General features: G+C 42.4%; 14 protein-coding genes and 1 tRNA gene. 4 read left to right on the forward strand and 11 right to left on the reverse strand.

Annotation, left to right across the window (positions count from 1 at the left end):
- Positions 1-33: 33 nt before the first annotated feature.
- Together ACQKCP_RS08605 and ACQKCP_RS08610 are read right to left on the reverse strand one after the other, a co-directional pair.
- A complete protein-coding gene (locus ACQKCP_RS08605) occupies positions 34-717 on the reverse strand; it encodes a phosphoglycolate phosphatase (protein WP_427612011.1) in 684 nt (227 codons plus the stop codon).
- Between the two features lie 117 nt (positions 718-834).
- The gene (locus tag ACQKCP_RS08610; protein ID WP_347162763.1) at positions 835-1,335 is read right to left on the reverse strand and encodes a DUF4385 domain-containing protein; all 501 of its coding nucleotides are present in this window, start codon (positions 1,333-1,335) and stop codon (positions 835-837) included.
- Positions 1,336-1,415: 80 nt separating this feature from the next.
- Here ACQKCP_RS08610 and ACQKCP_RS08615 point away from each other — a divergent pair, with 80 nt between their 5' ends.
- The gene (locus ACQKCP_RS08615; protein ID WP_427612012.1) at positions 1,416-1,898 is read left to right on the forward strand and encodes a hypothetical protein; all 483 of its coding nucleotides are present in this window, start codon (positions 1,416-1,418) and stop codon (positions 1,896-1,898) included.
- 124 nt (positions 1,899-2,022) lie between these two features.
- On the opposite strand, the gene ACQKCP_RS08620 is transcribed toward ACQKCP_RS08615, so the two are convergent.
- Both ACQKCP_RS08620 and ACQKCP_RS08625 read right to left on the reverse strand, forming a co-directional pair.
- A tRNA-Phe gene (locus ACQKCP_RS08620) sits at positions 2,023-2,098 on the reverse strand.
- Between the two features lie 122 nt (positions 2,099-2,220).
- Positions 2,221-2,643: a hypothetical protein gene (locus tag ACQKCP_RS08625; RefSeq protein ID WP_427612013.1), complete on the reverse strand. Its 423-nt coding sequence runs from the start codon at positions 2,641-2,643 to the stop codon at positions 2,221-2,223.
- Between the two features lie 375 nt (positions 2,644-3,018).
- Between ACQKCP_RS08625 and hisB the strand changes: the two genes are divergently transcribed.
- The 3 genes from hisB (at position 3,019) to ACQKCP_RS08640 (ending at position 5,081) form a co-directional block, all read left to right on the forward strand.
- Entirely contained in the window at positions 3,019-3,684 is a 666-nt protein-coding gene (gene hisB, locus ACQKCP_RS08630) for an imidazoleglycerol-phosphate dehydratase HisB (RefSeq protein WP_220455963.1), read from the forward strand.
- Between the two features lie 188 nt (positions 3,685-3,872).
- Complete coding sequence (gene hisH, locus ACQKCP_RS08635) at positions 3,873-4,508, forward strand: imidazole glycerol phosphate synthase subunit HisH (protein WP_427612014.1); 636 nt, start codon at positions 3,873-3,875, stop codon at positions 4,506-4,508.
- 183 nt (positions 4,509-4,691) lie between these two features.
- Entirely contained in the window at positions 4,692-5,081 is a 390-nt protein-coding gene (locus ACQKCP_RS08640) for a hypothetical protein (protein WP_191114424.1), read from the forward strand.
- A gap of 21 nt (positions 5,082-5,102) precedes the next feature.
- On the opposite strand, the gene ACQKCP_RS08645 is transcribed toward ACQKCP_RS08640, so the two are convergent.
- The 7 genes from ACQKCP_RS08645 to ACQKCP_RS08675 all read right to left on the reverse strand — a co-directional run bounded on the left by ACQKCP_RS08645 (position 5,103) and on the right by ACQKCP_RS08675 (position 13,726).
- Positions 5,103-5,570, reverse strand: a complete 468-nt coding sequence (locus ACQKCP_RS08645) for a hypothetical protein (protein WP_427612015.1) — start codon at positions 5,568-5,570, stop codon at positions 5,103-5,105.
- A gap of 32 nt (positions 5,571-5,602) precedes the next feature.
- Positions 5,603-6,925: a valine--pyruvate transaminase gene (locus tag ACQKCP_RS08650; RefSeq protein WP_427612016.1), complete on the reverse strand. Its 1,323-nt coding sequence runs from the start codon at positions 6,923-6,925 to the stop codon at positions 5,603-5,605.
- Positions 6,926-7,242: 317 nt separating this feature from the next.
- Positions 7,243-7,794 carry a hypothetical protein gene (locus ACQKCP_RS08655; RefSeq protein WP_286741465.1) on the reverse strand — a complete coding sequence of 184 codons (552 nt, stop codon included), beginning with the start codon at positions 7,792-7,794 and terminating at the stop codon, positions 7,243-7,245.
- Positions 7,787-9,262 (reverse strand): AAA family ATPase, encoded by a 1,476-nt coding sequence (locus tag ACQKCP_RS08660; RefSeq protein ID WP_427612017.1) that lies wholly within the window; start codon positions 9,260-9,262, stop codon positions 7,787-7,789. Before ACQKCP_RS08660 ends, ACQKCP_RS08655 begins: the two co-directional genes overlap by 8 nt.
- A 208-nt stretch (positions 9,263-9,470) precedes the next feature.
- A complete protein-coding gene (locus ACQKCP_RS08665; protein ID WP_427612018.1) occupies positions 9,471-12,098 on the reverse strand; it encodes an ABC transporter permease in 2,628 nt (875 codons plus the stop codon).
- A gap of 19 nt (positions 12,099-12,117) precedes the next feature.
- Positions 12,118-12,837 carry an ABC transporter ATP-binding protein gene (locus ACQKCP_RS08670; protein ID WP_427612019.1) on the reverse strand — a complete coding sequence of 240 codons (720 nt, stop codon included), beginning with the start codon at positions 12,835-12,837 and terminating at the stop codon, positions 12,118-12,120.
- Between the two features lie 25 nt (positions 12,838-12,862).
- On the reverse strand, positions 12,863-13,726 hold the full coding sequence (locus ACQKCP_RS08675) for a GDSL-type esterase/lipase family protein (protein ID WP_427612020.1): 864 nt from the start codon (positions 13,724-13,726) through the stop codon (positions 12,863-12,865).
- Positions 13,727-13,866: the final 140 nt, after the last annotated feature.

The following is a 13,866-nucleotide window of genomic DNA, read 5'->3' on the forward strand; positions in this document are numbered from 1 at the left end:
TACATCATGATGATTTGATAGGTTCTTTATAGACTAAAATCTATCTTTCATAATCCAAGCAACTAAGTCAGCAAAGTGGTCAAATGCTTCGGTCGGATTTAATTCGCGAATGTCTTGCCCGTAGTTATAACCATAAGATAGGCCGAGCGTGTCCATATTGGCGTTCTGTCCAGCCAACATATCGTTTCTAGAGTCTCCAATCATCACTGCCTGATCAACACTGACATTGAGAGTCTCACAGACGTGTAGTAGGGGCGCTGGGTCTGGTTTTTTGACAGCTAAACTGTCACCGCCCATCACTTCACTAAACAAATCTTGCCAGCCAAACGACTGCAATATCTTCGGCACAAATCGAATGGGCTTGTTGGTGACTAAAGCAAGTGTATAGCCAGCTGCATGCAGTTTTTTGAGTCCGTCATCGACATCTGGATAGGCAACGGTTTTGCTACCACTGAGGTTTTGATAAGCCTCAAAAAATATTTGCTCTGCGTGATCGGCTTCCTCAACCGTTAGCTCACCCTCTGCTACTTCTACCTTGCCGACCAAAGCGCGCTCTACGAGCAGTCGTGAACCATTTCCTATCCAGTTACGTATTGTCTCGATAGGGTAAGTATCTTTGCCTAATGTGGTTAGCATGGCGTTGGTTGCATCGGCCAAATCAGGTACGCTATCAATGAGTGTTCCATCAAAATCAAAAATTAAAAGCTGCTTATTCATTATTCCTCACTATTAAAAATCGTTATATTTATTATATTGGCCATACCTTAGCACAGTAGTATTTCGAGACCAGTCAATTTAGTTGCCTGTTGTGCTGAATGTCTTGAGTATTAGCAACTATTCGACATTTTTATAGCGTTCACGATGCTCTTTTTTCATTCTTAAATAGTCTTCGTTCTCACGACACTCATCCCATTTAACTTTAAAGATTCGTGCGGATTCTGCTTTGATTGGGTCTTCCTCTTGTCGTGGCAATTCTTCGCGGCCATGGGCGCCGCTTTGACCTTTTTTATCATCAGGTACCGCGCCTTTATATTTTTTGCCGCCTTTATGATTGGCATAGCGACGAGCACGGGTATAGCCCATTTGGATAAATTTTCGCGCCATATCTGCACCGACGAAGTCATCGTCAGCCAAGTAATCTAAAAACATCTGATAGATAACTTCACTACTCTCGCGGGCGATGTCAGGAGTCGCAAAACGCCAATGGGGTAAAATCTCAGACTTATAAGGCTCTACCAGTAATACGCCTTGCTCACCGCGACCGACACGGTACAACTCAGGCTGAGCGCGCAAATCCAAACTCTTATAATCCAAGTCGTAATCAAACTCTCTCATATCTATGACCTATTATTTTTATCTATTCGTATATGGTTATTGAGTATACTTAGCCAAGCTGTTTAGAAAAAAGCACAAAAATGTTATGCAACCGTGACAGTAAGTATTTAGCGTCAGAAGCGATGAGCGAAAATGGTTATGGTAAAGTCAGCTGTGAGAGGTATGAAGGCTATGAGTATGATGAATACAATGCCACGAGAGATACTATGTTGAGAAATAAAATAAGTTTAAATAAGCTCAGCCGTTTGCGATTACCAAAAAACATACTGGTAGCGTGGCTATTGCTAACGACAAGCATACTAGCTACTACGGCTGCCCACAGCGCGTGGTTTGAACGTTTGATTCCGCAAGGTGAGACGTATACGGTACGCGAGATAGATCGCGATTTGGCATTTGTGATAGATGGCTTTATCTATGATGCGCGTACGTCTTGTTTTTTGGCAGTGGGCGACCGAGTGATATTTTTTGAAGGGCGTCACGGTATTGATTACCACGCAACTATATACGACTTGGATTCGCGTGAGCGCTGTAATTTACTATTACGTGGTCGTTTTTACGAATAGTGGTCGGCTATACGAATAAGAACAATGCATAAATAGAATGAATGTTAACGAATACGGTAAAATTTAAACATAAAAAAAGCCCCGAACATTGCTGTTCAGGGCCTTTTAGAATTCTATTAACGAATGGTGGCTCGAGGCAGGATCGAACTGCCGACACACGGATTTTCAATCCGTTGCTCTACCTACTGAGCTATCGAGCCGTCTTCGTTGAGGCGCTATTAAACTAAATATAGGCTCAGCTGTCAAGCAATTTTTGCATTTTATCGAATAAAAGGCGATAAATAATTAGATATTAGTAAAATTAACCGTTTTAGCACTCAATTTAGTCTTTTACACGCAACAGTTCGTACTCACTCATGATGCGGTGAATATCAGCGTCCGCAGGGACAAATTCACGTACGCCTTTTCTAACTTCGCAATCATAGACCAGTTTAATAAACTTGGCATCGATAGCACGTTTACGGTTTTCGGAATGCACCGTGAGATATTGCAGGCGCTTAGCATTGGTCTGACCATCATCAAAACAGGCGACCGCAGCGATAGGCTTATCATTGAACATACCGACATAGAGGTACTGTCCACGTTTAAACCCTTGCTCAACGATATTTAATACCTCAATACCGTCAGGCTGCGCATCATCGCTATCGTACAACGCCTGCAAGCGCTCTGCTAGCTCATTGTCGCGAGCAGGTTTTTTGATAAGTGGCGCATCCAAACTATTAATGGCGATCGCTTCTAAAGGCATAGCAGTTCCTATAAATAGAGGGTTTCTATAGTATAAATTAGCAGTATGAGACAGCACAATGTCATAGCGTGTAGTGCCATAAGTAAGGGTCTTCAAAGTTGGTGCGAGTCATGATTGATAATACTAAACACACTATTTTAGCAGAATGACGTGATTTTGTGCGTGGTTTACCGCTTGGTCGTGGCAGTAAATGTTAGGGTTTGCTATGATGAGGCTATATAATATTTAGTATGTATAAACCCTAATATATTGATATCTTTTGTATATATCATTTTCTAATACATTTTTTGCTAGGGGCTAACCCAGACACTAGTAAAATATTTTTGCCTTATTTATTGACCGCTTTTCACTGATAAAAACTGATAGAGAGTAGCCATGACAGCCAATGCAACGACGACTGCTGCCACACCTGAGCAAACTGAGTCAAAAAACGTAAATCTATATGGTCGCCCTGAACGTATCGCGACCGTTGAACGTATCACTGCCGAAACGCAAATCACCTGTACCGTTAATTTAGATGGTACAGGTAAAGGCACGGTAGACACTGGCGTACCATTTTTGGATCATATGATTGATCAAATCAAGCGTCACGGTTTGTTTGACTTAGACATCAAATGTACCGGTGATACGTTTATTGATGACCATCATAGCGTTGAAGACACTGGCATTACCCTTGGCCAAGCGTTCAATAAAGCATTGGGTGACAAAAAAGGCATTCGTCGTTATGGGCACTTTTATGCGCCGCTAGATGAGTCATTGACCCGTGCTGTCGTCGATCTGTCAGGTCGTCCTGGTTTGCATATGGACATCCCATTTACGCGTTCGCACGTCGGCCGTTTTGATGTTGATTTATTTAGTGAGTTCTTTTACGGGTTCGTCAATCACTCATGGATGACTGTGCATTTGGACAATCTAAAAGGCAAAAACAGCCATCATCAGATCGAATCAACCTTTAAAGCCTTTGCTCGTGCGTTACGTATGGCCTGTGAGTACGATGAGCGTGCGTTGAACACCTTGCCATCGACCAAAGAGGCTTTCTAAGGCGCATTTAAGGCTGTTCTACAAGGTTACTCAAAAGGGCCAGTCAAGCTTGGCGTACTAGTTGTACAGCCTGCGCTTGACTTCCTTGTAGCAAAACCTTATCTACACCTTAGTAATAGCCAACAATATAAATGGTCAATAATATAAATAGTACAGTAGTCAAAATATTTAAAAATGAGAACCAATCGATGACTAAAGTAGCACTATTAGATTATGGTATGGGCAACCTGCACTCTGCTAGCAAGGCCCTATCGGTAGTCGGGGCAGAAGTCTCTATCACCAATGATCCAAAAGTCGTCGCGGCGGCTGATAAGATTGTATTCCCTGGTGTGGGTGCGATGCGTGATTGTATCGCTGGTATGTGTGATGCAGGCATTGATGAAGTGATACGGCATGCAGTATTTAATAAGCCCGTTATGGCCATCTGTGTGGGCATGCAAGCGTTGTTTGAGCAGTCAGCTGAAAATGGTGGCACGGACTGTTTGGGCATCTTAAACGGCACTGTAGAAGCGTTTGACCCTACGTGGAAAGATAAACAGGGCGCGACGATAAAAATACCGCATATGGGTTGGAATACCATTAGTGGTATGGATTTTGACCATCCGCTATGGCATGGTATCGAAGACAACGCGCACTTTTACTTTGTGCATAGTTATTACTGTGAACCTGCCGATAGCTCACAAGTGGCGGCGGTATGTGACTATGGTCAACCGTTCTGCGCCAGTGTGATCCAAGACAATCTATTTGCCACCCAGTTCCATCCAGAAAAGAGCCATACTGCTGGCTTGCAACTGCTCAAGAACTTTGTAGAGTGGAATGTGTAAGTAGTTGATAAACGTGAAGTGAATATTTAATTTAGTAGAAGGTAGATTATCAATTGTATAATCTGCCTTTTTTATGCTCAGCAATCACTTTGTAGCTGCCATTCTTTAGCTACTATAGTTTAGCCATCATGGTTTAGTGATACGCTCAGTTATTTTCTACTCGCTTATATTTGGAATATCTCAGTGGATTTTACTGCCTTTAAAATGAATGTTGTAGAAACAACGGGCCTTGCCAAAGATGCCTTACATATCTATGTCGGTGTCGGTGTTTATCTGCTGTGTCTGGTTGCGCTGCGACCTATTATCAAAAGCCAAGGTATTCGGTCATTTATTGCTTTGATCGTCGTAACTTGCATTGCGCTGTTGGGTGAGTATTTGGACAATCGAGATACGATTGAATCACTTGGCTTGGCAGGCTTGAGCCGTGATCAGATACTCGCAAGTATCCGCGATTTGATTAATACTTGTATGCTGCCGTATGTACTCTTTGCTCTGAACAAGTGGACGACTATATTTCGACCAACCAATAAATCGACTTCATTGACCAAACGCCATAAAAAAACGGACTATTAATAAGTCCGTTTTTGTTGTACCTCAAAAAATATTTAGTTTGTTGCTTGAGGAGAGAAACAAAGCTAATACCACAGCAATTATCGGCAACACCAAAAATTTACTCCATCCAAACGGCAAAGCATAAGCCAGCTTCGGGTAAAAAGGGCAGACATAGACAGCTATTCTGTCTTCTGAAGTCATCGAATTCGCTACTGCCTTTCTAACTCCTTTTTCACCAAAACTACGCACCCCTCCAAAAGCATTCAGTAATGTGCTGGTATAGATGACACCTTCGAACTCATATTGATACTTAATGAAAAGCTCATGCACATCATCTAGATAAGAGAATTTGGCAGAAGTAATCACTACTCTTTTGCTTAAAACCTTTGAATCTACTTTTGGAAAACATAAAAATATAAAGTCAGTTATGATCGCTATTAAGATCCACACCAAAAAAATAGCTGAAAATATAAATATGCCATAGAGTAAAAATATTGGGTACATAGCCATCAGACTCTAGGTTTATATGTTAGCTATATTTATTAGCTATTAGCCTCATCGTACAACTCACGTACGACTTCACCAATCACTCTAATACCATCCGTCAGTGTTTGCTCATCCGCGGCAATACTCATACGAATACACTCGTGTGCATGTTGGTAATCGCTAACGTCAACACCGGGGAAGAAGTACTCGCTTGGTACAATCAATGTGCCTTTTTCTTTTAGGCGCTCGTATAGATCAAGCGTGCTAATCGGCAAGTCTTTAAACCATAACCAAAAGAATATCGCGCCTTCAGGCTTGTGAATCATAAGCGGATAATCGCCCAATGCGTCTTTTAATAGCGTCACCGCGAGTTTCGCCTGCTTTTGATAAAACGGCTTAATCTCATTATCAGATAACTGCTTGATACGGTCATTTGCGACCAGTGGCGTGGCAATCGCTGCACCAAAGCGTGTCGGTGCTAGATTCACCACCGCATTCATCGCGCTCACCGCTTCGATCACTTTAGCATCAGCCACGATAACACCCGTACGCATACCAGGCAAGCCAATCTTCGACAGGCTAAAGCACAGGATTGTATTGCTATCCCAATTTAAAGTGACATCAGAGTAGATGATATTCGGGAAAGGCATACCGTAGGCGTTATCGATAATCAAAGGTATGTCATAGCGTTTGGCAATCTCGGACAAATGCGCCATCTCATCATCGGTCAGCACGTTGCCAGTCGGGTTGGTCGGGCGTGAGCAGCAAATCGCGCCGATACGACCTTCCTTTAGGGCTGGCAAGTTTTCTAACGCCTCAAAATCGACACGATATTTAAAGAAGCCTTCTTCGCCATCATGCGTCACTTCATCGATATGCGGTAATACCGCTGTGAAATGCTGACCTTCCACATGCACATCACTATAGCCGATATACTCAGGGGTCAATGGCAGTAGAATGGATTTGTCGACAGATTCATTCTGCTCATTTGTGAACGCGCCGCCAAACAGATTAAACAGATAGAAAAACGCATTCTGTGAGCCGTTGGTCAGGGCGATGTTTTCTGCCGTGAGGTTCCAATCATAATGACGATTAAAAAAGCCAACCAACGCATCGATGAAGCCTGCATCCCCTTGCGGGTTGGAGTAATTCGCCATGCTAATAATCGCGCTACTATTAGGCACGCCTGCGTCGTTATCAACGCCCAGCGCCTTATAGGTCTCCAAGAACAATTCATTGACGGCATCAATTTTGGCAGGGTTACCACCGCCTAGCATGTTAACTGGCTGATCGCTTTTTAGCGCATCGCCCAGATCATCCATCAATTGTGAGATGCCAGTGGGCTGGGTAAATTTTTGACCGAACTTTGAGAATTTCATAAGGCTACCATGCTGTTTGGGAGGATGTTATAAGTGGGTATTTAACCGATAAAGTTGGGCTAGTATAGCAAATGAGGGCTATAAAATAAGCAAAGTGCGGGACTGATATTGACTTATATGTCTATACAGGTTGTGAAATAAAAAATGCCTTCTAGGTGAGTAGAAGGCGCTTTGGTTTGAGGTTTTAGAGGCTGAGGTTTTGTAGCTAATCCTGCTTTACGCTTGCTGTAAAAGCTATAGCCCACCAAGCTACCGTTTCAATCACTGTTAAAAAGCCTTGCTATGGTTACTATTGTTAATTAATCGAAGCAGTTAGACTAAACTTCTTTTGTCAAACGTACATCAATTGTCGCTGTCATCCCGACTAATTTATTATTTAAGGTGGTTTGCAGTAAATCTCTATCCTTGATATCAGTATCATCCTTTAGAATCACTACTAGATGATAAACTGGATCTTCATCTACTGGGTTTTTTCTTAATAATCTTTCATAAGCAGCTATTGAACCCATCCATTTGCCTTTAAACTCCTCTAATATCTCCATCCACAATTTTTTCTGTACAGATTTTAATCCTTTACTATCAACCTCTTTAACAATCCTTCTAACTTCTGCTGAATTTTTAAGGAGCTCATCGCACTCTATACATTCTCTAATATCATCTTGTAAGTTAGTTAACTCTATAAGATAAACATTATTATCAACAGATCTAAAGTAGTCTACTTTCTTCAGAATATTAGCATTAAACCCTAAATCTGAAGCTAACCCAGAATTACCGTCTAATTGTATAGCGCTTTTAGTTGACGATTCTATGTTACCTTCTCTATCAGGATCATGCTGAATTATTCTTTTGTAAGGCATTAAATCAATCATCAAAAAGACTCTTTTTAATTGAAAGGGCGTTATAAGGTTTTAATAACTCAGCTCTAGCAGAAGCTATTTTCATAATAGAGCTATTACCTTCTAATTCTAGTAGAGTTCCTTCCCCATTAAAATAGCTAGTCGAAATTAAATTATCATTTTCAAAGTGAACTTTGTTGTCTATATTAAACTCTAATGCTTTAAGCATATCCGAGCTATGAGTAGTAATAATCACATACACGCCATTTGTTGAAAGATTTATCAAAACTTCAGATAGAATGCTTTGCCAAGAAGGATGTAGGTTAGATTCAGGCTCATCTATGAAAATAAAAGCACCCTTGTTTATAATGTTTTTGCTTAGCACAGCTTGAATAATTCCTATATTTGTCATCCCAAAAGACACTAAGCTTTTAGATATACTATGCCCTTCTAGATTTTGAAATACCAAATCATTATTACTAGAATCAAAATTGCCTTTTAATTGTTCCCTTAAATTCTTAGCACTTTCGACAATAAAGCTTGGACGCTCACCATCCTTAAAATTAGTAAATAAAAGTTCTTTTAAGTCAAGAAAGTGTTTTGGTACCCCAGAGAGTTTCTCGTCATTAACCTCTTTTGATAGTAATCTTTTATAAGGTCTATTATTGTCATTAATCAATGTTAATAAACGCCAGTAAACCGGAGATTCGAAAAATACTAGTCTATTAATTTGAATTATTTTTTCAAAGTACTTTTGATCAAATTTCACATATATATCATTATCAATATCTATTCTAATATCAATCAATTCTTTTATTTTAAAAATACACCTACTTTGCCCAAAATTGATGATATCTTTTAATTCTGATATCTGAAAATTTTCTTTGATCTCATTTTGAAGAGCTTCTTTTGTAAGTTCTATATAGGTATTAATTGGGCTTTGAAGATAGGTTACCAAATCTTCTAACTTTGAAACTATTGTATTAACTTCGATTCTAAATATTATATTGCTTAAATCCCCTTTAAGTCCTATATTTTCTTTTATGGTATCCGAAAAAATACTAGATTCTTTCGAACTTTTTTCTTCATTTATCACTTTGGGAATTACATGCTTTTTAAAAAATAAAGAAGATTGCTCGATAATATCTATCACAGAAGAGTAGTCAACATTATCTAATGTCAAAAAATCTTCCTCATTTATGATACTCTTCAATGTATTGAAAGTATTTTTAAATGAATTCAATTCTATTAATTCAATATCATTAAGACTTAAGTCTTCATTTTTAATAGTTTTCTCAAGCAATTTAGTTATTTGAGAAATAGTAGTAGTCATTTGTTTAGCGTAGATATTAGTATTAATGACATTTAAGATAGAGTAAAGGAGTTTTGTAACAAAGCTTTTACCCGTGCCATTTTCTCCTGCAAGAATTGTTAGAGGCGTAATAGTAACATTAGCTTCTCTAATAGCACCTAAATTCTCAATATAAACATCATAATTCATTATAGCTTTCCTACTTTTAGTAAAGCGCATCACTTCAAAATATAGAGTATATTATCACCAATACATATTATCTGCTATTTTAGTCAATTGTGCAGCTTACTATTCGTTTTTTAGTGAAGTTTTTCAATTACAAAATTCTAGCTAATAAGAAATGCTTTTAGCCCCATGTACGTCGAAATAGCAGCAAAAGCAGGGTTAGCTACAACCACTAAATCATCGCCCGTACCCGTGCCATAATCCCGCGTCCAATCACCAATCTCACATAAATAATAGCAATAGCAAACAGCAATACGACTAATGCTGCACTGCCAATCGCCAAGCTTGTCCACGGCACACTAAATTGTAGATTAAACCACTGCGTGATTGCCGCCCATGCGCCAACACTGGCAATGACCACGGCAAAGGTCGCCGCGCTAATACCAAGTACACCCAACTCTAAAATATTGAGCATATACAAGTCACGCTTTTGCATACCGAGCAGTCTAAATGACGCGCTATCCTTCATGCGATCTTGCGAAGTAGATAGTAGCGAGCTGATCAGCACCATGACCCCAGTAAGCAGGGCAAGCAAGGTGAACACATAGACCAAACGGCTCATTTGTACCACCAGTTCTTGGATTTGCTTGGCAATAGCCGTGCCATCGATTGTGGTGACCGCAGGGAACTCGCGTACCAGTTTGCCTTGTAGCTCTGGAATGGCATCTTCTAATACGTGCGCGGTAGCAAACTGAATTTGCGGGGCAGCGGATAGCACCGACGGCTCAAACAAGAAGTAAAAATACGGGCTTGGGCCACGCTCATAGCGCGTGCGAATACTGGTGATTTGCCCGACGATTTCGATACCTTGAATATTAAAGCGTACCTGATCGCCCATACCGACATTGAGCATACTGGCGGCAGTGTCCAAGATAGATAAGGGTTTGACTTGCTGATCGGCATCATCGATAGGCGTATACAGCGCATCGTCTGTGAGCGAGTCAACGATGTATTCGGTATCCATCACCGTATCTGTGTAGCTTAAGTTAAACACCCGCGTAGGGTCATCAAAGCCATCCTCAGGTTCGATATCTTTTGCAGGTACGTCATTGGCCGTTTCCACACGCGCACGAATGACCGGATAATAAGTAACAGGCGCCTCAATGATCGCATCAATATCGTCATGTTGATCGCTCTGAACATCCAGCAAAAACAGATTGGGCGCGTCTTCAGGATAGGCATTGATAAACTGCGCGTTGATACTGTGATTGAGTGTCGTGATGAGCGTCAGCACTGCGACCGATAGCGATAAGGTGACAAAGAACAATGCTGATTGATTGCCCTTGCGCGCCAGATTATGAATGGCGATACGCTGCATCCAGCTGATCTTGGTATTGCTCGCTAGCTTGTTAAGCAGCCATAGCCACCCACGCGCCAGTAGCCAAAATATCGCCACAAAGCCGATCAAGCCGCCCAATAACTGCGCCCCTAATGACAATGAGCCCACTTCATAAGCAAAGAACGCATACAGCCCTGCCAGCACTAACCCATACCACAGTAATGGCGTGCGTCGATACCACGGTAGGTTTTGCATTTGCGTACTCGCCCCTTGATTTAGCAAGGTCGCGGGTTTAGTGGTGTTAAGCGCGCTTAAACCGCGCTGCGCAATCAGCAACGTCAGGGCTAAGGCAATCACAATAGTTTTGATCGCACTGATTGGATTGATAGATAGACCCACATCAGCAGGTAAGATAGCCACGAGGTACGGCTGGCCTATTTTAAGCAAACCCAGACTAAGGACAATCGCGGCGCCACAAGCAATGGCGGTAGTGACGATAAGCAGTTGATAGTAGCTACGTTTGAGTGAGCCAAGCGGCTCGCCTAACGCTAAGCGAATCGCATTATTGGACTGCTGCTTACTGACAAAGGCACTAATGACGCCGTACATGGCGACCGCAGAAAGTAGCAACACGGCAATGACCAGTAGCTTTAAGAACATCAATACATTATCAGAGATACGCGAGACCGAAGTGTCCGCCGAATCAGCATCAGAGAGCTCAATATCAGGATAATTGGTCAGAATATCTGTGAACGCATCACGCTGCGTCGTTATCAGCTCAGGATCACCTGCCATCTCGATACGATAGTTTATGCGGCTGCGTTGACCGAGTAGATTGGTCGCCTCTAAGGCATCTTGTTTCATCAAGACCCGCCCACCAAAACCAAATGTGGTCAGCGGACGGTCAGGCTCTTTGGTCAGTACATCACTGATCGTGAATTGCGCATCACCAATGGTAATACGGTCGCCGATGCTTGCTTTTAGACTACTGAGCACTTCTGGTGCGACGATCAAACTGTCAGACGTCAGCTGATCCCAAAGCGGCTGTCCTGAGGCAAGCTCAGCTGTACCGTATAAAGGGTAGGACGGTGAGACGGCTTTGACGCTGGCAAGCAAGGTTTGTTCATCAGTGACGAGCATGGCGCTAAACTGATAGTCATACACGGTCTGCGTATCGGGGATGGTTTCTACTTGCGCCAGTACCTCGCTTGGCCAGTCTTGCTTACTGTTTAAAATCAAATCGCCACCAACGAGCGCACGCTGATTGTCATTGATATAACTATCGACAGACTGCTGTACCGAGTCGAGGGTCAGGTAGGTTGCAAGTGACAAGGTCAATGTGAGTAGAAACAACACGGGATATACCCAGCGCTGCCACCAACTACGGCTGAGTGCTTGGGAGCCTAGGGTACGGGTAAAGAATTGACTAAGGATGCCGCTAGGATAACTGGACTCTTGATGCATACTGGTATCAGTCTTTTTTGTATCAGGCGATTTGTTGTCTGTGGGCTTACTATTCATTAAGATACAATCCAGTTATTCATGTAGGTACAATGCGGCCGTCATGCATGGTGATGACGCGATCTGCCATCTCGGCAAGTGCAGGATCATGAGTCACGACCACCAGTGCCGAGCCAACCTGTTGGCGTAAATCCAATAGCAGCTGCATCACTTGATCGGCGTTTTGCTCATCCAAGTTACCCGTTGGCTCATCCGCAAACACAATCTTTGGGTGCGATACTAGTGCTCGCGCCACTGCTGTACGCTGCTGTTCACCACCAGATAGTTGATTGGGTAAGCTGTTACGTCTATGCCCTAAGTCGACCGCATCTATCAGCTCGTCTACTCGTGATGGATTTGGACGTCTGGCAATATCAAGTGGAAAGGCGATATTTTCAGCGACGGTCAGTGTGGGAAGTAGATGAAATGACTGAAAGACAAAGCCCATATCCTGCTGACGAATAACGGCTAGCGCATCCTCGTCAAGACTGCTAAGCATTTGACCTGCCAGCGATACCGTACCGCTATCGGGATAGTCTAATGCTGCGAGTAAGCCTAACAAAGTAGATTTACCCGAACCTGATTTACCCATGATGACCACAAACTCGCCAGCATTCACATAGATATCTACGTCTTTGATGATGGACAACTTTTGCTCACCGACTTGCACGGTTTTATTTAATTGTGAAGCGGTCAGTAGTGCTTGTGTCTTAGCGTCTGCTTGTGGCGTTGCTGTGGCAGTCGAAGATGATAATGTCATTACAGTGTCTCGTTAAATGGTCTCGTTAAGTAGTCTCATTTGTCGTATTTTTTGTCGTGTCGTCTTGAGCCGTTGCAGCTGTGTTATCGGTATCGGCTGTTTTTAACTCTTTTAGCTCTTCTAATTCATTTAATTTCGGCTCTAGAATAGGCAAGATATTGTTATTAACGATAATCTCATAGCCTTCTTTAGTCGGATGAATCGCATCTGCTTGGTTGAGCTCTCGGTCACCGCCGACGCCCTCTAAGAAAAACGGAATAAGCGTCAGATCCATGTCTTTAGCAACACGAGGATAAATGTCTGAGAATGCCGCGACGTATTCACTGCCTAGATTGTCATAGATCGACATACCGCCCAAGATGACGACACTACCATTGTCCTGTAGATGTTTAACCGCAGTACGAATATTGGCTTCAATGGTTGCTACATCGATACCACGTATGGCGTCGTTAGCACCGATAGTCAATATGGTGATGTCAGGTTTGGTTTGCGATACCCAGTCCAATCGATTGACCAATCCCGTACTGGTTTCACCGCTTAGACCTGAGTTGATAACTTTGGCATTAGCGTAGCCCATCTCTTGTAGACGATCTTCTAACTGAGCAGGATAGTTGTCGTCTTTATCCACTCCCAGACCTTCTGTCAGTGAGTCACCAAGCGCTAAAATAGTAAGTGATGAGGATTTAACCTGTTGATCAGTTGTTGCTGCGGTTTCAGTAGCTACTGGAGCAGTGCTGGCTTGACTGTTAGTCGCTTCGGTACTGGTACTCTGCGTGTCAGTAGCAGATGTCGTTTCAGCATCTTTCTGACAGCCACTGATAGCCATTACAGCCGCGAGCATAGCCATAGCAGGCAAGCGCTGAGCAAAATGAGAGGGGAGTTTCATCATGGGTGTTATGTCCTATATGCAATCAAACCAGTGTATAGTCAAATCCTATCTAAACCAGATACAGTAACAGTCGGATGAATCGTCAGGATCGCTCAGTCTACTATTGGTAGTACTTTCGCTCGCCTTCCTTTTATCCGGAT

It is taken from the genome of Psychrobacter sp. NPDC078631, assembly GCF_050268165.1.
Taxonomy (GTDB): domain Bacteria; phylum Pseudomonadota; class Gammaproteobacteria; order Pseudomonadales; family Moraxellaceae; genus Psychrobacter.

Excerpts from the sequence above, each read along its gene's own strand:
- ACQKCP_RS08645 (WP_427612015.1), bottom strand. The coding sequence starts at position 5,570 with ATGGCTATGTACCCAATATTTTTACTCTATGGCATATTTATATTTTCA.
- hisB (WP_220455963.1), top strand. The coding sequence starts at position 3,019 with ATGACAGCCAATGCAACGACGACTGCTGCCACACCTGAGCAAACTGAG.
- ACQKCP_RS08615 (WP_427612012.1), top strand. The coding sequence starts at position 1,416 with ATGTTATGCAACCGTGACAGTAAGTATTTAGCGTCAGAAGCGATGAGC.
- ACQKCP_RS08675 (WP_427612020.1), bottom strand. The coding sequence starts at position 13,726 with ATGATGAAACTCCCCTCTCATTTTGCTCAGCGCTTGCCTGCTATGGCT.
- ACQKCP_RS08605 (WP_427612011.1), bottom strand. The coding sequence starts at position 717 with ATGAATAAGCAGCTTTTAATTTTTGATTTTGATGGAACACTCATTGAT.
- ACQKCP_RS08660 (WP_427612017.1), bottom strand. The coding sequence starts at position 9,262 with ATGAATTATGATGTTTATATTGAGAATTTAGGTGCTATTAGAGAAGCT.
- hisH (WP_427612014.1), top strand. The coding sequence starts at position 3,873 with ATGACTAAAGTAGCACTATTAGATTATGGTATGGGCAACCTGCACTCT.
- ACQKCP_RS08655 (WP_286741465.1), bottom strand. The coding sequence starts at position 7,794 with ATGATTGATTTAATGCCTTACAAAAGAATAATTCAGCATGATCCTGAT.
- ACQKCP_RS08650 (WP_427612016.1), bottom strand. The coding sequence starts at position 6,925 with ATGAAATTCTCAAAGTTCGGTCAAAAATTTACCCAGCCCACTGGCATC.
- ACQKCP_RS08665 (WP_427612018.1), bottom strand. The coding sequence starts at position 12,098 with ATGAATAGTAAGCCCACAGACAACAAATCGCCTGATACAAAAAAGACT.
- ACQKCP_RS08610 (WP_347162763.1), bottom strand. The coding sequence starts at position 1,335 with ATGAGAGAGTTTGATTACGACTTGGATTATAAGAGTTTGGATTTGCGC.
- ACQKCP_RS08670 (WP_427612019.1), bottom strand. The coding sequence starts at position 12,837 with ATGACATTATCATCTTCGACTGCCACAGCAACGCCACAAGCAGACGCT.
- ACQKCP_RS08625 (WP_427612013.1), bottom strand. The coding sequence starts at position 2,643 with ATGCCTTTAGAAGCGATCGCCATTAATAGTTTGGATGCGCCACTTATC.